The sequence below is a fragment of the Pseudomonas jessenii genome, from assembly GCF_002236115.1.
Classification (GTDB): Bacteria; Pseudomonadota; Gammaproteobacteria; order Pseudomonadales; family Pseudomonadaceae; genus Aquipseudomonas; species Aquipseudomonas jessenii.
Genome location: NZ_NIWT01000006.1, coordinates 553,518 through 570,587 on the forward strand (window position 1 = coordinate 553,518; position 17,070 = coordinate 570,587).

The window sequence follows — 17,070 nt, forward strand, 5'->3', positions numbered from 1 at the left end:
TCTTACGCAATCCCTGTGGGAGCGAGCTTGCTCGCGATGGGGCTGAGGTGATGCGCGGGGAGTTTACAGTGCCTTTCTCCCGGCGCATCTCGCCTGTTTCAAGATGAAGATGAAGCCGACTCAGTTTGCCGGGTAAAGCGCGACAGCAGCACGCGATCGAGCACCCACACCGCCACCAGAGAAGCACCCACCAACGGGAAGGCCACTGCCAGGGCGAACATGATCACCATCGCGGTTTTCCATTTTGGCAGGTCATGGCGCAGCGGCGGCACGCCGAGTTTTCCTTGCGGACGGCGCTTCCACCAGATCACCACGCCGCTGACCGCGCTGAGCAAAATCATCAGGCAGATCAGCAACACGACGATCTGATTGAACACACCGAACATCTTGCCCTCGTGCAGCATCACGCCGATTTCCGTGGCGCGGGCGACGGTGCCGTACTGCTCGAAGCGTACATCGGCCAGGACTTTGCCGGTGTACTGATCGATGTGCAGCGTGGCGTCATTGCGCGGGTCGTCGGCGAATACGGCGATGGTGAACACGCCGGTCGCGGTGGTCGGCAGGGTGATGCTGTAGCCCGGTTCGACCTTGCGCTCTCTGGCGATGTTTTGTACGTCCTGCAGGCGGATGGTCGGCGATGCCGGACCGGCCGCTGCGTCGTCGTGGGCCATGTGCTCGGCATGGTCGCCGGACATCGGCATCGGGGTGTTTTCCATGGCCCACGGCACGGTCTGGCGGGTGGCGGTGTTGAGGCTGCGTGCCTCGACGTCGGACTTCGGCACGTCATCCCACATGGCCGCCGGGAACACGTTCCACACTTCGGCGTATTGCTTGCCCCAGAAACCGGTCCAGGTCATGCCGCTGAGCAGCATCACCAGCAGCAGGGACGCGCCCCAGAACCCGGTGACCGCGTGCAGGTCGCGCCACAATACGCGACCTCGACTGTTCAGGCGTGGCCACAAAATGCCTGCCGCCTGACCGCGCGGCCACCACAGGAAAATGCCGGACACCACCAGCACCACGCCCCACCCGGCGGCCAGTTCGATCAGCCGATCGCCAACGGTGCCGATCATCAGCTCGCCGTGAATCGACCGGGCGATGGCTTGCAGGTTCTTCTTGGCGTCTTGTTCACCGAGGATGTCACCGTGGTACGGATCAACGAAAACGTTCAGCTCCTTTTCATCGTTGAGCACGACAAACTGCGCGCTGCGCTCGGCATTGACCGGCGGCAGGTACTGGGTGACCTGACCTTGTGGATAAGCCGTTTTCACCCGTGTCAGCAGGTCGTCGGCCGGGACGGTGTGATGACCGGCCGGGACGTTGAGCAGGCTGCTGTACATCAGCGAGTCGAGCTGCGGTTTGAACAGGTAGACGGTGCCGGTCAACGCCAGCATCACCATGAATGGCGCAACGAACAATCCGGCATAGAAATGCCAGCGCCAGGCCAGGTTGTAGAAATTCACTTTGGGCTGTTTCATCACGTGTGCTCCGCTTGGCTGGATCTTTTAGTTGTTTGTTTTTGCGGTTGCTGCGCAACCGATCGCGAGCAGGCTCGCTCCCCTGTAGGAGCGAGCTTGCTCGCGAAGCTTTTAGAAACTCATGTCCACCTTGGTCCAGAGCGTTCGCCCCGGTTCCTTGATGGCTTGCGGGTCATTGGCCGGGTAGCCGAAACCGGCGTTGCCGGCCAGGTTCAAGTGTTCGGCGTAAGCCTTGCCGAACAGGTTGTCGACGCCGCTGCTGACCTTCCAGTTGCTGTTGATCCGATAGGCTCCGTTGAGGGAGAACACGCCGAAGCCCGGCGTCTTGTCGAAGTCCTTGCCGACCACGTTGCCCTTGTTCTGGTCGATGCGGTTTTGTGCGGCGACCACTCTCCACAGTGCGCCGGCGCTCCAGTTGTTTTCGCTGTAGGTCAGGCCGAAACGGGCATCCAGCGGCGGCATCTGCGGCAATGCACTGCCATCGCTGCTGTTCTTGCCCCAGGCGTAGGCCAGGGTCGCGTCGGCTTTCCAGTTGTCGGTGAAGTTGTAAGCGGCGCCCAGTTCGCCGCCCATGATTCGCGCGTCGATGTTTTCGGCTTGCGAGGTCGTACCCATCATTGTCGGGGTGTAGTTGAACAGGATGTAATCGCGCACCTGTCCGACGTAAGCCGAGGCCCAGGCTTCGAGGTCTTCGGTCTTGTATTGCAGGCCGAAATCGAGTTGGGTTGTTTTTTCCGGTTTGATCGAGTCGAAGGCATTCACCGAACCGGCGGGGCCGGACTTGGGAGAGAAAAGCTCCCAGTAATCCGGGAATCGTTGGGAGTGACCGAGGCCGGCATACAAGGTGGCCGGGCTGTCGGCCAGGTCATGCTCATAGCGGATGAAACCACTCGGCAAGGTGTCGGCGCGGGTGTCGTCGGCGGTCGGATTGGGGCGGGTCATCATGCCCGAGCCGGTGGTCTGCCGATAATCCTTGGCTGAGGCGCGGTCCAGGCGCGCGCCGCTGATCAGGCGGTCACGGTCGGCGGCGTACCAGGTCAATTCGCCGAAGACTCCGTAGTTATGGAAGTCAGCATCCTTGGTGTACGGCAGGTCCTTGTAGGTGTCGACGCCCATGGCACCACGCTGGCGATGTTCGTTGGTCTGCGCGTCGATACCGCTGATCAGTTGCACATCAGTCCAGCGCCAGGTGGCCTTGACCCGGGCGCCGAGGGTGCGGCGGTCGACGTTGGATGCCATGGGGCCGGCCATCATCCCGGTGCCGGAGGGCGTGCGCAGGGTGTAGTTGTCCATCACGTGATCGGCGTAGTTGTAGTAGACCTGCGCCTCGACCTTATCCAGTACCTCGCCGATGTTGGATTGCTCGAAGCGCAGGCCAAGGCTTTCGCGCAGGAACTGCGAGCCGTCCATGCCGCGCCCGGCGTAGCGGGCTTCACCATCGCCACGGCCGGCGGTCAGCTCCAGCAAGGTGTCGGTGTTCGGCGTCCAGCCGACGGCCACGTCGCCGTTCCATTTGTCATAGCGCGACGCCACGGTGTCGTTGTTGCCGTCCTGGTAGTCGTCGGAGTGTGCGGTGTTGCCGATGACCCGCACATAACCCGATTGTCCACCGGCGGCAGCGTCCACCAGTTTGTCGAAGCGGCCGTTGGAACCGGCCAGCACGCTGGCGTTGACCCGGGTGCCGAGTGCGCCGAAGTGCTCCGGCTCGCGGTCGAACAGGATAGTGCCAGCCGAGGAACCCGGTCCCCACAGCACGGTTTGCGGACCTTTGATCACGGTGAGCTTGTCGTAGGTTTCCGGCGAGATGTATGAGGTCGGGGCGTCCATCCGGCCCGGGCAGGCACCGAGCATCATGCTGCCGTTGGTGAGGATGTTCAGCCGCGAGCCGAACATGCCGCGTAGCACCGGGTCACCATTGGTGCCGCCATTGCGCACCATGGCAAAGCCGGGGATGGTCTTCAGGTAATCGGCGCCATCGCTGGCGGGCACCGGTTGTCGCGGGTCCTTGGGGTTGGTGACGATGGTCAGGGGCGAGCTGGGCGCAACGGCGGTAATCACCGTCGGGCTCAGTTCTTCGGTGTGACCGGCATGGTCATCGGCCAGCACAGAAGGCGCCAGCAATGCACCGCACAGGATAGCGGTGGCGTGTCTGAAACGAACGCCGAATTCGTTCAGGGCATAAGAGGCTTGGGCAGGGCTCAAGCACGGGACAGCGGAAAACCTGGACATGACAATTTCCATCGAACAGTCGTAAACGACACGGCCGGCAGCCTGAAGCTGTCCCTGTGGGAGCAGGCTTGCTCGCGAAAGCGGTGTGCCAGACGACATCAACGTTGACTGACACTTCCTCTTCGCGAGCAAGCTCGCTCCCACAGGTTGCTTTGGCTGTCTTGCGGACCGTGTGAAATCAGAAGTGAGTGTTTACGCGACGACGGGCGGGGCGCGGGTGCGGGCGCCGGGGAAGAAGGTTGGCCGGGCATGGCCCTGGCGCGCAGAGGGTGTGGTGAAGGTATTGATGGGCGGGATGACGAAGTTGGCGAAAGACACGCCACCGGTCAGCGCCGGGCAATTGAACAGCAGGCTGCAATAGCCACACTTTTCCCACAGCACATGGTGCCCGGGGGCTGGCGGGCAATGCTCGGTGGTGGCTTGCGTGGCTTGCGTGGCTTGCGTGGCATGGTCGGCATGCTCCATCGCCGACATGTCCATGCTCATACCCGTAGGCATGCTCATCGACATGGCGCGCGAATCCATCGGCATCGACTGAGAAATCAGCGGACCGATAAAGATCATCAGCATGGCGAACAGGCTGATCCAGCTGCCACGTGTCAGGCTCAATGCCTGATTGCGTGACCTGAATGACCTGGCGCTAAGCGGGCGCATGGGCGTATTCAGCGCGGGTGGTTATTGCGCGTGCTTGTGTTCTTGTATGGCGTCCGGCGCCTGCTTCTGCACCGCGACTTCGACCGTCACGTCACCGGACTTCTCGAAGTGCAGCGTCATGGGGAAGCGCTTGCCGTCAGTGAGCAGGCTGCGGTCCTTGAGGCCCAGCAACATCACGTGATAGGCCATGGGTGCGAAAGTGACCTCGCCACCGGCGGGCACTTCCACGCTCGGTACGTGCTGCATTTTCATCATGTCGCCTTGCATCACGTGCTCATGCAATTGCGCTTCGCCCGCAATGGGGGTGTCGACGCTGAGCAGGCGGTCGGCGGTCTTGCCTTGATTGTTGATCACGAAATACGCCGCAACGGTGGGCGCATTGGGCGGCAACTCCTGGGACCACGGATGAGCGATTTCCAGTGTGCCGACCTTGTATTCGTGGGCATTGGCAAAGCAGGCAGGCAGCAGCAACGCAGCCAGAACGATGAGTTTGTTCAACATGGCAATTCTCCGGAACGATTTAAAACGCAGTCAATTGCGAGAAAAAATCACACCAGAGGGGACGCGCGGGGGTTGAGACTCGGCCATTGCTGGCGCGGTGATGGGCTTTCCAGAGAGGCGGCAGGCAGGCTTCGGTTGGACTCGAAGTGCGCGAAATACAGTTGTGGCGTATGCCCCGGCAACGCCACCAATGGCGCGGAACCCGAGCAGCACCAGCAATGCTGCATGTTGGAATGATCGTCGCTTTGCGGGGCTTTGTGTTCAAGGTCCCCGATGGAAATCGCCACCATCCTGGTGCCACTGGAGCTGCAGAAGCTACCCCACAACAACTGTTCGGCGGATGACTTCGCCGTTTGCGCCATCGCTCCGGACATCGGCATGGCGAGCATGTTGAACAGCACTGCGAAGCAGGCTATCCAGGCAATTGCGAGCCGGTGTCGGGACATGGGACAAAATCCGTTTGGGTGGGCGATCAGGCGCGGGCTATTTAGCCTGATCAGGGCCGATAAGTAAAAAGGCGGCGTGCGGTGTGGTGTCGCAGCAAAAAGACGTCAGCTCAGTGCGCACGTACCGCATGTACTTGTATTTCTACTCCAAGCGTAGCGCGAATTACGGCGAATATTGCAGCCAGGTTGTCCATGCTTGGGTTGCCTTTGGCGGACAACATTCGATGGAGGCTTTTGCTGGGCTTTGCCGTTTCCTTTGCCAGTTCTTCGAAACCAACGGTGGCGTTGATGAGATCGCGCAGGATGATCCGGGCCATTTCGGGTTCGCCGTTAAGAAACAGAGTAGCAGCCTCATCCAACAGTGCCTGGGCGAACTCGGGATCACGTTGGGCACGCTCGGCAATGGTGTGTTTGTAACTTCGGGTGAGCGCCATGACGTTATCTCCGGTGCCGTTCAGTCTTTTTTCGGGATCGAAACTCGGCTATCAGTACTTTCGCTTGTTTGATGTCAGTTTTTTGTGTGGACTTGTCACCGCCACCAAAAAGGATGATCAGGTGTTTCCCTTCTTGAACGAGATAGATTCTATAGCCCGGGCCCCAATTTATCCGGTACTCGCCGAGCCCGTCGAACCACTTGATGTTTGATGTGTTTCCTAACTCAAGGCGCAGCAGCGCGGTGGATACCTTGAGCGCTGCCTGCGCTTTAAGTTGGAAAACCAGTGACTGAAGGGGCTGGTTTCGTTGTCCTGTACGTATTCTTCGAGTGTGATCACAGGCGGCCCTGACGGTAACAAATAGGTTACTTATCATGCAAGCCAATGATCCTGACCTAATGAACGAAGACCGACAACGCGCCAACTGTTTCCTCAGGCGTCAGGAACTCCCGATCAACCCCCGGCAACACCGGCCGCTTCAAGACAATCACCGGCACCCCCCGCTCACGCGCCACTTCCAGTTTCGGTTCGGTCGCCGTGCTGCCGCTGTTCTTGCTGATCAGCACGTCGATGTTTCGCCGTTCGAACAACTCACGTTCATCGTCGATCTGGAAGGGTCCACGTGCGCCAATCACTTCGCAGCGCTCGTTGCCCGGATACACATCCAGTGCGCGCAGGGTCCAGAATTGTTCCGCTGGAATTTCGTCCAGGTGTTGCAGGGGCTCGCGACCGAGGGTGAACAGCGGTCGACGGAAGGGCTTCAGGGCGTCGATCAGTCCGGCCCAATCGCTGACTTCCCGCCAGTCATCACCCGCCTGGGCTTGCCAGGCCGGACGCCGCAGCGCCCAGCAGGGAATGCCGCTCAAGCGTGCGGCAGTCGCGGCGTTCTGGCTGATTCGGGCGGCGTAGGGGTGAGTGGCATCGAGCAGCAGATCGATACCTTCATCGCGAATGAATTGCGCCAACCCTTCGGCACCACCGTAGCCACCGACGCGAACCTGGCATTGCAGATCCGTCGGAATCCGACCGATGCCGGCCAGGCTGTAGATATGCTGCGGTCCCAGCGTGCGGGCAATGGCCATGGCTTCGGTCACGCCGCCGAGTAACAGGATGCGCTTCATTGAAAGGCTCCCGCATGGCCAACGATCCCGCCCTGGCGATCGATGGCGAAGACTTCCACCTGAACCTGCGCCGGCACCACGCTGCGGGCAAAATCCAGGGCGTGCTGACAGACTGCATCACCCAGGGCGACCCCGGCTGCGGCGGCCATGGCCAGTGCCTGCTGGCTGGTGTTGGCCTCGCGGATGTTCTGCTGCAACGCCGCATCGGCGCCGACCTGCGCCGCCCATAACGCCAGTTGCGGCAGGTCAATGCTCGAATGGCGACTGTGCAAATCCATGTGCCCGGCCGCCAGTTTGCTGATCTTGCCGAAACCACCGCACAGGCTGAGTTTATCCACAGGTACTTTGCGCAGGTGCTTGAGCACGGCGCCAACGAAGTCGCCCATTTCGATCAGGGCGATTTCCGGCAGGTTGTAGACCCGGCGCATGGTGTCTTCGCTGGCGTTGCCGGTGCAGGCGGCGATGTGCAGGTAACCGTTGGTTTTCGCCACGTCGATGCCCTGGTGGATCGAGGCGATGTAGGCCGCACAGGAAAACGGCCGGACGATACCGCTGGTGCCGAGGATCGACAGGCCACCAAGAATGCCCAGGCGTGGATTCATGGTTTTCAGTGCCAGTGCCTCGCCGTTCTCGACATTGACCGTGACCTCGAAACCGCCGCTGTAGTCGAGTTCGTCAGCCAGTCGGGCCAGGTGTTCGCTGATCATTTTGCGCGGCACCGGGTTGATCGCGGGCTCGCCGACTCCCAGCACCAGCCCGGGCCGGGTCACGGTGCCGACACCGCGACCGGCCTTGAAGCGCGTCCCCGGTTCGCTGCTCAGGCGCACCTGGGAGTAGAGCAGGGCACCGTGGGTCACGTCCGGATCGTCACCGGCATCCTTGAGGGTTCCCGATTCGGCGCCGTCCTCGGTGAGGCGGCAGAACTCCAGGCGCATCTGCACCTGTTTGCCCTTGGGCAACACGATTTCCACCGCATCGGCCGATGTGCCAGCCAGCAGCAGACGTGCGGCGGCAAGGCTGGTGGCCGTGGCGCAACTGCCGGTGGTCAGGCCGCTGCGCAGAGGGGCGGGGTGTTCGGCGGTTTCGTCACGCATCGAAGGGTTTCGTCACGTCCAGCAAGGTAATCGGCAAGGCCTGGCGCCAGGTGTCGAAGTCGCCCAGTGGTTGGGCCTGGGCGATATGAATTCGCGTCAGCTCCCCGCCGTGTTGCTCGCGCCAGGCCATCAGGGTCATTTCACTTTGCAGTGTGACTGCGTTGGCAATCAGTCGGCCACCGGGTTTGAGTTCGGCCCAGCAGGTATCGAGCACGCCCTCGCGGGTGACACCGCCGCCGATGAAAATCGCATCTGGCCGCTCCAGCCCGGTCAGTGCCTGCGGCGCGCTGCCGCGAACCAGTTGCAGGCTGGGAACGCCTAGGGCATCGCGGTTGTATTCGATCAACGCTTGTCGGCCCGCATCTGCCTCGATGGCCAGTGCGCGGCAACCGGGGTGGGCGCGCATCCATTCGATGCCGATCGAGCCACTGCCGGCGCCGACATCCCACAACAGTTCGCCGGGGGTCGGGGCCAGGCGCGCGAGGGTGATGGCGCGCACATCGCGCTTGGTCAGTTGGCCGTCGTGCTTGAAGGCGGAGTCCGGCAGGCCGGCCAGTCGCGACAGGCGTAGCGTGTCCGGCTCGGCGATGCACTCGATAGCGATCAGGTTCAGGTCGGCGATCACAGGATCGGTCCAGTCATTGGCGATACCGTCGACACGTCGCTCGGCTTCACCGCCCAAATGTTCGAGCACCGTTATCCGGCTCGGACCGAAACCACGTTCACGCAGCAGTGCGGCGATGGCGGCGGGGCTGCGGCCGTCGTTACTCAACACCAGCAAGCGCACGCCACTGGACAATTGCGCGTTGAGTGCGGCGACGGGGCGGGCAACCACTGACAACGTGACCACTTCCTGCAAAGGCCAACCCATTCGCGCCGCGGCGAGCGAGCAGGAAGAGGGAGCGGGCAGAATAAGCATTTCATCGCTGGATAAATGTCGGGAGAGACTGGCTCCCACCCCGAAAAACATTGGATCACCGCTGGCCAGGACGCAAACGGGTTCTCCCTGTTTCGCCAAAACCGGTTCAAGGGCGAAAGGACTGGGCCACAATTGCCGTACACCGCAGATGCAGGCTGGCAACAGGTCCAGTTGCCGTTGACCGCCAATGATCCGCGTAGCGTTCAGCAGAGCGTGTCGGGCATTTTTGCCAAGCCCCTTGAAGCCTTCTTCTCCAATGCCTACCACTGTCAGCCAGGGGGTCATGCTGTTCCTCTTCTATCAATCGAAGCCAAATCATCGCGCTGCCGGTCTGTGTCGACCTGTGCGGTGGTGCATCATAGCGCGGTGTGGATTGAGTTCGCCGGTTGTCAGCGGGAGAAAGCGTCATTGACGGTGATAGCGCACTATTACGGATGTATTGTTGGTACCTTTTGCAGGTCGAATCTCTTCATCCTGATTTCGCTCCGTTTGCGGTCTATGAGCGCTCTTTTGCTTTCGAGTACGTTTTTGTCAAGTTTCAGAGTGGCTCGGTGCTGAATGATCTTTGTCGTCTGTTCTTCCATGTGAAAAAATAGAAAATTGCTCCTTTTTGTAGATGTCACCAATTCGAGATTAAAAACTGCGATCTCAAGAAAACCCTTTGAATCATAGCGTGCAGGTATTACCTGAAACCGCTCTCCCAAGAGGCTTTGTTGATCCAGCGAATACAGCGCGGGCTCGTCGGTTTTCAGCGCGTCGAGCGTGTCAATCATGGCGTTCCCTTGTCGGATGTCCGGCATGGCTTGAGCGCTTTGGACCAGAAACTCCGCAATGCTTTTCGAGAGGGTGTGTTGAGTGCGGGTAAAGATCGCATCCTGAAAGACGGACCAGCCAAGAAAATTCAACGTTGTGACGTATTCATGCAGCCACTTTGTCGAGTTGGCAAAGCGACTGCTGACCATGTCGGCGGACTGGGTGGCTATCTGAGTGCAATGAGTGAAGTCATCGTAATCTTGCAGCGAAAGTTGCTCGATGCATGAAATGAGATTGTGGGCGGTCAATGCTCCAGCCGGTGTTTCCGTGTTCATGTACTACTCCTTGAATATATCTAAATTCCGGTGTTGTTTGTTTTGTATGTTGGGCAAAAGTACAAGAGTGGCCGTGTGGTTTGAATAAGATTGATGGGTGAAGTTGATTCTTGCTGTTTGCAAGCGAAGCAACTTTATGTCTGGATCGAGAGTATTTCGTCGTCAAGCCGCTTGGGCTTTTCATCAGACCGCCCAAAGCAGGCATAATGCTGTCCTTCGTCTTGTACCGGTCGTCCTGTGAAGTCACGTCAGATACCCAACCGCTTGCGCCCTTCCGCCTGTCCCGGGTTGTTGCGTGTCGTCCAGGCATTGGACGGTGGTATTTGCCGGATCAAACTCGACGGTGGCGCCATCCGTGCGCACCAGGCAATCGCTGTGGCCGATGCCGCCGAGCGATATGCCAGCGGAACGATCGAGGCGACCAACCGGGCCAACCTGCAGATCCGCGGCATTGGCAACCAGCAAGCGGCGTTGATCGACAGCCTGCTGGCCGCCGATCTGGGGCCGCGTACGGCGGCTGGCGACGATGTGCGCAACCTGATGCTCAGCCCCGGTGCCGGGATCGATCGGCGCATGGTGTTCGACACCCGCCCGCTGGCCGGGCAGATCCTCACCACACTGCAAAACCACGAAGCGTTCCACGACCTCAGTGCCAAGTTCGCCGTGCAGCTTGATGGCGGTGAAGACCTGACGATGCTCGAGCATCCCCATGACCTGTGGCTCTCGGCGTTTGAACAAGACGGCGAGCGACGGCTGGCGTTCGGTCTGGCGGGATGCCCGACAGACAGCCCCGCCGGTTCGGTTGCACTGGCTGACGGGCACGCGCTGGTAGTCGCGGTCCTTGAGTTGTTCCTTGAACTGGCGCGCCCCGAGCAGACGCGAATGCGCCATTTGCTGGCCGAATACCCGATCAGGGACATTGTGCTTCGACTGGCTGAGCGAGTGCCGCTGCAGGCCGTTATCGGTTGGCAACGGGTTTCGGGCGCCAGTGATTTGCACATGGGTGCCCATCCCCAGGCCGAGTCCGGTGTTGTCTATGTGGGAGCCGTCCCGCCGCTGGGGCGACTCGATCCGGCGATGCTGCGGGGTGTGGCACAACTGGCGCGGGAGTTCGGTGATTCCAGTCTGCGCTTCACGCCTTGGCAAAGCCTGCTGTTGCCCAATGTCCGCACGGAAAACGCCGCTGAGGTCATTCGGCAATTGCAATGTCTGGGCTTGCAGTGCGAAGCCGATCTGCCATTGTCCCGGTTGATCGCCTGCACCGGCTCAAACGGCTGCGGTAAAAGCCTGGCCGAGACCAAGGGTGATGCCTTGCAACTGGCTACATTGCTGCAACGTCACGGACAAACGCCGAGTGTCCATTTGAGCGGGTGCGCGCGCTCCTGCGCCGCCGCGCATACGGCGCCCGTCACATTACTGGCCGTCGCCCACGGTCACTACGACCTCTATTTTCGCGATGCAGCGCAGCCGGGTTTCGGCGCGCTGCACGCACGCAACCTTACTATTGAAGCGGTCGCGGCCCTGCTCGACGCCCGCTCACGGAGCCCCCTTGATGCTTGATTACATCCGCGACGGTCAGGAGATCTATCGCAACTCCTTCGCGATCATTCGCGCCGAGGCCAACCTCGACCGAATCCCGGACGATCTGGAGAAACTCGCGGTCCGTGTCATTCACGCCTGCGGTATGGTCGAGGCCATCGACGGCCTGCAGTTTTCCGAAGGTGCGGGCAAGGCCGGGCGTGATGCCCTGGCGGCCGGCGCGCCGATTTTGTGCGATGCGCGGATGGTCTCCGAAGGCGTAACCCGTGCGCGGTTGCCGGCGAACAATCCGGTGATCTGCACCTTGCGCGACGAGAGTGTTCCGGAACTGGCTCGTGATTTGGGTAACACCCGCTCAGCCGCTGCGCTGGAACTGTGGCGCCCGCATCTGGAAGGCAGCGTGGTGGTCATCGGCAACGCTCCGACGGCACTGTTTTACTTGCTGGAAATGCTTGACGCCGGTGCGCCAAAACCGGCGCTGATCCTCGGTTTTCCGGTGGGCTTCGTCGGCGCCGCCGAATCCAAGGCCGCGCTGGCGGCTGACAGCCGTGGAGTGCCTTTTGTCATCATGCAGGGTCGCCTGGGCGGTAGCGCCATGGCCGCCGCCGCCGTCAATGCCCTCGCCACGGAGATCGAATGATGCAGCAACCTGGACGTTTGATCGGCCTCGGCGTCGGTCCCGGTGATCCGGAACTGATTACCGTCAAGGCCCTGCGCTTGCTGCGCGAATCCCCAGTGGTGGCGTACTTCGTGGCCAAGGGCAAGAAAGGCAACGCCTTCGGTATCATCGAGGCGCATCTGCAGGAAGCGCAGAACTTGTTGCCGCTGGTGTACCCGGTGACCACCGAAGCCTTGCCGGCACCGTTGTCCTACGAGCAAGTGATCAGCGACTTCTACGATGACGCAGCCGACGAATTGGCGACGCATCTCGATGCCGGTCGCGACGTGGCGGTGATCTGCGAGGGCGATCCGTTCTTCTACGGCTCCTACATGTACCTGCACGACCGGCTCGCCGAGCGTTATCAGGCCGAAGTCGTGCCCGGTGTGTGCTCGATGCTCGGCGGGGCCTCGGTGCTCGGTGCGCCGCTGGTGTATCGCAATCAGAGTCTGTCGGTGTTGTCCGGTGTGTTGCCGCACGACGAACTCAAGCGTCGCCTGGCCGATGCCGATGCGGCGGTGATCATGAAGCTTGGGCGCAACTTTCCCAAGGTTCGCCAAGTGCTGGAAGAACTCGGCTTGGCCGAGCGCGCGTTGTACGTCGAGCGCGCGACCATGGCCAATCAGAAGATCGTGCCGCTGGATCAGGTCGAGCCGATGTCCTCGCCGTACTTCTCGTTGATCATCGTTCCTGGTGAAAGGTGGCAAGGCTGATGACCCGTCCAGTTCCGGCGATTGTCATTCTTGGCAATGGCAGCCTCGCCACCGCGCGTAGTATTCAGCAGGTGTATCCCGGCGCCCTGATCCATGGCTTGGCCGAACGGGTCGAAGGTGCGGATCGGGCCTATCAGGAGTTCGGTGCGACCCTGCGCGAACTCTATCAACAGGGCACACCGATCATTGCCCTGTGCGCGGCCGGGATCGTGATCCGCACGCTGGCGCCCTTGTTGCTGGAAAAAGGCGCCGAACCACCGGTGTTGGCGGTAGCCGAAGACGGCAGCGCCGTGGTTCCACTGCTGGGTGGTCTTGGTGGGGTAAATGTGATGGCGCGGGAGATTGCCGCCGCGCTGGAAGTCGCGGCGGCGATCACCACCAGCGGCGAGTTGCGTTTCGGCACGTGCCTGCTCAACCCGCCCAGTGGCTATGCCCTTGGTGATCTGGAGTTGGGCAAGCGTTTCGTTTCCGATTTGCTCGCCGGCGAAACGGTGCGCATTGAGGGTGAGGCTCCGTGGCTGGCACACGTGCAGTTGCCTGAAAATGAGCAGGCGCGGCTGACCGTTCACGTCGGCCATACCGAGCGCGAGCCAGCCGCCAACGAATTGTTGATCTATCCACGCAACGTGCTGGTTGCCGTCACGGGCGAATCGAGCAATGTGTCGGGGACCATTCGCGAGGCTTTGCATCAGGCCGGAATCGCCGTGCAATCGATGGCTTGCCTGTTGGCCGCCGACACCGAAATGGCCAGCTCCGCGCTGCGCGAAGCTGCGCTTGAGCTGGGTGTGCCATTGCGTTTTGTCAGTGCTGCAGGTGCGGCCAGTGAACTGCTGCGGCATGCCATAGCGCAGCCTGTCTCCATCGTTGGTGATGACACTATTGCCATTGCGGTCGCCGAGCAGCCGCTGGACCCCTTGCAGATCGGCCGCCCTCGCGGGCGCCTGGCGGTGATTGGTCTCGGGCCGGGCGCTGCCGAATTGATGGTGCCGGCGGTGAAGGCGGAACTGGCTCGTGCCAACGATGTTCTCGGCTACGAGACCTACGTGCGCATGGCCGGGCCGTTCCGGGCTGATCAGATCCTGCACTGCACCGATAACCGTGAAGAAATGCAGCGCGCCCGTCACGCCTTTGAACTGGCTGCCCAAGGTCGGTCGGTGGTGGTGGTGTCGTCTGGCGATCCGGGTGTCTTCGCCATGGCAGCCGCTGTGCTTGAGGCGCTTCACGAGTCTAGCGATGCCATCTGGCACAGCGTCGATCTTGAGATTTTGCCGGGTGTCTCTGCTTCGTTGGCAACGGCTGCCCAGGCCGGTGCGCCCTTGGGGCATGACTTCTGTGTGCTGTCGCTGTCGGACAACCTCAAGCCTTGGTCGATCATTGAAAAACGCCTGGATCTGGCCGCTCAAGCCGATCTCGCTCTGGCCTTTTACAACCCGATCTCACGTTCGCGGCCGTGGCAATTAGGGCGGGCGCTGGAGATTGTTGGCCAGCATCGTGAACCGGCCACTCCGGTTGTGTTGGGGCGGGACATCGGCCGTCCGGGTCAGACCTTGCGGGTGACAACACTCGGTCAACTGAGTGTCGATCAGGTGGACATGCGGACCATGGTACTCATCGGCTCTTCGACAACGCGCGTGATTCCTCGCCTCGATGGCAGTACGTGGGTGTACACGCCGCGCAGCTATGGCGATAAGCTCACCCCCCTATAACAGTAAGTATTTTTTATTTATTGGATAAAACCGGATCGTCATAGGTTAATGACGGTCCGGTTGTCTTGCGTGCTTTATTTGTATGAGTTGTATGTGCTCTTAGTAAATATTGATTGAGGTACATATGTTGTATTTAGTCGCTGTTGATAGTCTGGATAGGGCGGGTTAGATTCAGGGCGCTCCCGGATGGGGCGCTTATTAATATATAAAGGAGTATTGTTTGTGGATGATTTTGAGAGTGCGGTAAGTGTTTCGCAACGCGTTGACTTTGTAAGAAAGTGCATTCAGAAGCGTAAAGTTGCCTTGGCTGGCAGGCCGCGTGTAAGGTCCTTGGCTTTGTCGATTGCATCGAGCCCTACAAAGGAGCTCAGCGCGGTGGTACTTGGCAACAGTCTAGTCGGGTACGGAGACAAAATAAGTCTCGAGAATATGGCGATTATTGAAAACTTGATCACCATGTCGAAGATGGAAGCAACTTACGAGGTTTCTGATAGTAAGGATCCCAAGGCTTGGTACCATGCGTTTACAAAGTGCATGGAGGATCTTGGATGTTTCGTGCCGGATAAAGGCTATTCAAAATACAGCGCCACTTCGCTTAAGGTAACGATGGATAATGTCATGGTCGATATTATTCAGGCGGCCGTCGAAGCCGCAAAGGCTGCAATTCCAGGGGCCTCCGTGCTCAGTGCAGTGACCAGCTCTACATTGGATGCATTGAAGAAAGAGCCTGAGGCGATCAACCTGTTGAATCTTGAGTCGAAGAATGCCGAAGGCGTGCGCTTGTCCACTATTCCCTGCGAACAAATGGCAAACGGAATTATCCTGATTGCGATAGGCGCGGTTGATCATCAGGGTGGGGGGAAGGACGGCGGCTTGCTGTTTGTTGATTGGAAGACGTCCTCTCTGGATATTTTTCACGGAAAGTCGTTCATTACTTTCAATCCCGTCCGTTATGCGGAAATCAAGTCGGATATCGAAGAGTATCTTGGCGTTCACCGAAAGGAAGTTCTGGTCAAGCGTTTCAGCCGGCGCAAGTGAAGGGGCAAGGCCAGAGGCTTTGTGTCTCTGGCCTTCTTGAAAAAAGGAAAGCGTATGGCGTATTCCGTATTGATAAATTCAGGCAGCGTTTTGCTGTTGTCGACGTCGTTGTCGGCTGCAGTCGGGCAGGACGCCCTTGACACTATTTTATTTGCGCAACTCGCGGCAGAGGAAGATTTTCCAGGCGGCAGGAACCACGCTCAATGGACCGATGTATTTGTGGATACGCTGGTTGCCTGTGGTTGGAAGTTCCACAATCAAGGGAGAACTTCGGGAATGTTCCCGGTTGCAGGTGTTACGGTTTTCTCAATACAGGACGCTGTCCATGCGGCCTTTCAATCAAGTCTGTCCGCTGAGCAGATCGTGCTGACGGCAAGTGCTTTGCGCAGGGTCGCGCAATTGCCGGAGACGTCGGTGGCAGCCGGTGTTTTCCGTGGGCAATCGATCATGACTGTCGAGACTGAATCGGCGAGCACGGCAGGTCATTACGCCGGCAACCGCCATCATCGCGTGAGAGTGCTGGCAGGCGTTGTCGAGGCTGATGGCTTCCTGACGTTGGCTTCGGTGTTTTTTGAAACGGGTCAGCCGATAGATCGCCAGTTCATCAGGCAGGATTTTGCCTTGAGTCGCGTTGTGGGAGGTGTGAGCACTTCGTTCCTTCATTCGCGGTTTTCGGTCGACGAATACAAGGCATTCAGAGAAGACACAGTGCTGTGGTTAGGGTCGCAACGACAGGCACTGTGCATCAAGGTCAGCGAGCACGCTGTGCAGTCTCCTCGTTGATTGATGCCGGTTTTCCGACACCGCTCAAGGGGAGACCGAGAACAAGAACGGTGAGAGACATGACGGGCTAAGGAATCAGGTAGCCCCTGACCCCGGTGAAGATGATCTGTGCCGCCAGTGCACACACGAACAACCCCATCAATCGGCTGACGATCTGTAACCCCTGGTCGCCGAGAATCCGTTCGATGCGGCTGGACAAAAACAGCACCACGCCCACGGTAAAACTGGCCAGGGCAATGCCGACAATGGCCGTGAGCTTGTCGTCCCAGTGCGGCTGGCTCACGCCCATCACCAGCAAGGCACCGATGGTGCCGGGGCCGACTGTCAGCGGGATGGTCAATGGAACGATGGTGACATCCTGCTGCACATTATCGGTCTGTACCGCCGATTTGCCTTGCGCCATGCCCAGCGCCGAGATGAACAGCACACTGCCGGCACCGATACGAAAGGCGTCCACGGTAATGCCGAACACACTGAAAATCACTCGGCCGAACAAGTACAGCAGAACGCTGGAGACCAGGGTGGCGACCGCTACTTTCCAGGCCAGCCGACGCTGTTCCTTGCGCGAATAACCACGGGTCAGGCTGATGAAGCAGGACAACACGAAGAATGGGCTGTAGAGCACCAGCATCTTCAGATAAACGCTGAACAACACATGGAGCATGGTGC

The 17,070-nt window shown here is 59.8% G+C and carries 17 protein-coding genes and 1 pseudogene; 6 read left to right on the top strand and 12 right to left on the bottom strand.

Annotated features, from left to right (window positions below):
- Nucleotides 1-98: 98 nt before the first annotated feature.
- The 11 genes and pseudogenes from PSJE_RS22560 to PSJE_RS22610 all read right to left on the bottom strand — a co-directional run bounded on the left by PSJE_RS22560 (nucleotide 99) and on the right by PSJE_RS22610 (nucleotide 9,964).
- Nucleotides 99-1,478, bottom strand: a complete 1,380-nt coding sequence (locus PSJE_RS22560; protein ID WP_090452891.1) for a PepSY-associated TM helix domain-containing protein — start codon at nucleotides 1,476-1,478, stop codon at nucleotides 99-101.
- Nucleotides 1,479-1,589: 111 nt separating this feature from the next.
- Complete coding sequence (locus PSJE_RS22565; protein WP_090452893.1) at nucleotides 1,590-3,707, bottom strand: TonB-dependent copper receptor; 2,118 nt, start codon at nucleotides 3,705-3,707, stop codon at nucleotides 1,590-1,592.
- A gap of 192 nt (nucleotides 3,708-3,899) precedes the next feature.
- Nucleotides 3,900-4,361, bottom strand: a complete 462-nt coding sequence (locus PSJE_RS22570; RefSeq protein ID WP_090452895.1) for a DUF2946 domain-containing protein — start codon at nucleotides 4,359-4,361, stop codon at nucleotides 3,900-3,902.
- Between the two features lie 21 nt (nucleotides 4,362-4,382).
- Nucleotides 4,383-4,862 carry a copper chaperone PCu(A)C gene (locus tag PSJE_RS22575; protein ID WP_090452897.1) on the bottom strand — a complete coding sequence of 160 codons (480 nt, stop codon included), beginning with the start codon at nucleotides 4,860-4,862 and terminating at the stop codon, nucleotides 4,383-4,385.
- A 47-nt stretch (nucleotides 4,863-4,909) separates the two neighbouring features.
- A complete protein-coding gene (locus tag PSJE_RS22580) occupies nucleotides 4,910-5,308 on the bottom strand; it encodes a DUF2946 domain-containing protein (protein WP_090452899.1) in 399 nt (132 codons plus the stop codon).
- 110 nt (nucleotides 5,309-5,418) lie between these two features.
- A complete protein-coding gene (locus PSJE_RS22585) occupies nucleotides 5,419-5,742 on the bottom strand; it encodes a helix-turn-helix domain-containing transcriptional regulator (protein ID WP_008016808.1) in 324 nt (107 codons plus the stop codon).
- Between the two features lie 4 nt (nucleotides 5,743-5,746).
- A pseudogene (locus PSJE_RS22590) lies at nucleotides 5,747-6,081 on the bottom strand (type II toxin-antitoxin system RelE/ParE family toxin).
- Between the two features lie 56 nt (nucleotides 6,082-6,137).
- Entirely contained in the window at nucleotides 6,138-6,863 is a 726-nt protein-coding gene (locus tag PSJE_RS22595; protein WP_090452900.1) for a cobalt-precorrin-6A reductase, read from the bottom strand.
- Nucleotides 6,860-7,957 (bottom strand): cobalt-precorrin-5B (C(1))-methyltransferase, encoded by a 1,098-nt coding sequence (locus PSJE_RS22600; RefSeq protein WP_090452902.1) that lies wholly within the window; start codon nucleotides 7,955-7,957, stop codon nucleotides 6,860-6,862. The genes PSJE_RS22595 and PSJE_RS22600 overlap by 4 nt, the downstream gene beginning before the upstream one ends.
- Nucleotides 7,950-9,161 (bottom strand): precorrin-6y C5,15-methyltransferase (decarboxylating) subunit CbiE, encoded by a 1,212-nt coding sequence (cbiE, locus tag PSJE_RS22605; RefSeq protein ID WP_090452904.1) that lies wholly within the window; start codon nucleotides 9,159-9,161, stop codon nucleotides 7,950-7,952. Before cbiE ends, PSJE_RS22600 begins: the two co-directional genes overlap by 8 nt.
- 143 nt (nucleotides 9,162-9,304) lie before the next feature.
- Complete coding sequence (locus tag PSJE_RS22610; RefSeq protein ID WP_090452906.1) at nucleotides 9,305-9,964, bottom strand: hypothetical protein; 660 nt, start codon at nucleotides 9,962-9,964, stop codon at nucleotides 9,305-9,307.
- 252 nt (nucleotides 9,965-10,216) lie between these two features.
- Between PSJE_RS22610 and cobG the strand changes: the two genes are divergently transcribed.
- The 6 genes from cobG to PSJE_RS22640 all read left to right on the top strand — a co-directional run bounded on the left by cobG (nucleotide 10,217) and on the right by PSJE_RS22640 (nucleotide 16,401).
- Entirely contained in the window at nucleotides 10,217-11,524 is a 1,308-nt protein-coding gene (cobG, locus tag PSJE_RS22615; protein WP_090457730.1) for a precorrin-3B synthase, read from the top strand.
- Nucleotides 11,517-12,143, top strand: a complete 627-nt coding sequence (locus PSJE_RS22620) for a precorrin-8X methylmutase (protein WP_057712171.1) — start codon at nucleotides 11,517-11,519, stop codon at nucleotides 12,141-12,143. The genes cobG and PSJE_RS22620 overlap by 8 nt, the downstream gene beginning before the upstream one ends.
- Nucleotides 12,143-12,874, top strand: a complete 732-nt coding sequence (locus tag PSJE_RS22625) for a precorrin-2 C(20)-methyltransferase (protein ID WP_033063580.1) — start codon at nucleotides 12,143-12,145, stop codon at nucleotides 12,872-12,874. Before PSJE_RS22620 ends, PSJE_RS22625 begins: the two co-directional genes overlap by 1 nt.
- Entirely contained in the window at nucleotides 12,874-14,580 is a 1,707-nt protein-coding gene (cobJ, locus tag PSJE_RS22630) for a precorrin-3B C(17)-methyltransferase (protein ID WP_090452908.1), read from the top strand. The genes PSJE_RS22625 and cobJ overlap by 1 nt, the downstream gene beginning before the upstream one ends.
- A 222-nt stretch (nucleotides 14,581-14,802) precedes the next feature.
- A complete protein-coding gene (locus PSJE_RS22635; RefSeq protein ID WP_235863930.1) occupies nucleotides 14,803-15,618 on the top strand; it encodes a hypothetical protein in 816 nt (271 codons plus the stop codon).
- A gap of 54 nt (nucleotides 15,619-15,672) precedes the next feature.
- The gene (locus PSJE_RS22640) at nucleotides 15,673-16,401 is read left to right on the top strand and encodes a hypothetical protein (RefSeq protein WP_090452910.1); all 729 of its coding nucleotides are present in this window, start codon (nucleotides 15,673-15,675) and stop codon (nucleotides 16,399-16,401) included.
- 67 nt (nucleotides 16,402-16,468) lie between these two features.
- Here the strand turns inward: PSJE_RS22640 and PSJE_RS22645 are convergent, their stop codons facing one another.
- Nucleotides 16,469-17,065, bottom strand: coding sequence for a MarC family protein (locus PSJE_RS22645; protein WP_090452911.1), 597 nt, complete (start codon nucleotides 17,063-17,065; stop codon nucleotides 16,469-16,471).
- Nucleotides 17,066-17,070 lie beyond the last annotated feature (5 nt).

Excerpts from the sequence above, each read along its gene's own strand:
- PSJE_RS22560 (WP_090452891.1), bottom strand. The coding sequence starts at position 1,478 with ATGAAACAGCCCAAAGTGAATTTCTACAACCTGGCCTGGCGCTGGCAT.
- PSJE_RS22565 (WP_090452893.1), bottom strand. The coding sequence starts at position 3,707 with ATGTCCAGGTTTTCCGCTGTCCCGTGCTTGAGCCCTGCCCAAGCCTCT.
- PSJE_RS22570 (WP_090452895.1), bottom strand. The coding sequence starts at position 4,361 with ATGCGCCCGCTTAGCGCCAGGTCATTCAGGTCACGCAATCAGGCATTG.
- PSJE_RS22575 (WP_090452897.1), bottom strand. The coding sequence starts at position 4,862 with ATGTTGAACAAACTCATCGTTCTGGCTGCGTTGCTGCTGCCTGCCTGC.
- PSJE_RS22580 (WP_090452899.1), bottom strand. The coding sequence starts at position 5,308 with ATGTCCCGACACCGGCTCGCAATTGCCTGGATAGCCTGCTTCGCAGTG.
- PSJE_RS22585 (WP_008016808.1), bottom strand. The coding sequence starts at position 5,742 with ATGGCGCTCACCCGAAGTTACAAACACACCATTGCCGAGCGTGCCCAA.
- PSJE_RS22595 (WP_090452900.1), bottom strand. The coding sequence starts at position 6,863 with ATGAAGCGCATCCTGTTACTCGGCGGCGTGACCGAAGCCATGGCCATT.
- PSJE_RS22600 (WP_090452902.1), bottom strand. The coding sequence starts at position 7,957 with ATGCGTGACGAAACCGCCGAACACCCCGCCCCTCTGCGCAGCGGCCTG.
- cbiE (WP_090452904.1), bottom strand. The coding sequence starts at position 9,161 with ATGACCCCCTGGCTGACAGTGGTAGGCATTGGAGAAGAAGGCTTCAAG.
- PSJE_RS22610 (WP_090452906.1), bottom strand. The coding sequence starts at position 9,964 with ATGAACACGGAAACACCGGCTGGAGCATTGACCGCCCACAATCTCATT.
- PSJE_RS22620 (WP_057712171.1), top strand. The coding sequence starts at position 11,517 with ATGCTTGATTACATCCGCGACGGTCAGGAGATCTATCGCAACTCCTTC.
- PSJE_RS22625 (WP_033063580.1), top strand. The coding sequence starts at position 12,143 with ATGCAGCAACCTGGACGTTTGATCGGCCTCGGCGTCGGTCCCGGTGAT.
- cobJ (WP_090452908.1), top strand. The coding sequence starts at position 12,874 with ATGACCCGTCCAGTTCCGGCGATTGTCATTCTTGGCAATGGCAGCCTC.
- PSJE_RS22640 (WP_090452910.1), top strand. The coding sequence starts at position 15,673 with ATGGCGTATTCCGTATTGATAAATTCAGGCAGCGTTTTGCTGTTGTCG.
- PSJE_RS22645 (WP_090452911.1), bottom strand. The coding sequence starts at position 17,065 with ATGCTCCATGTGTTGTTCAGCGTTTATCTGAAGATGCTGGTGCTCTAC.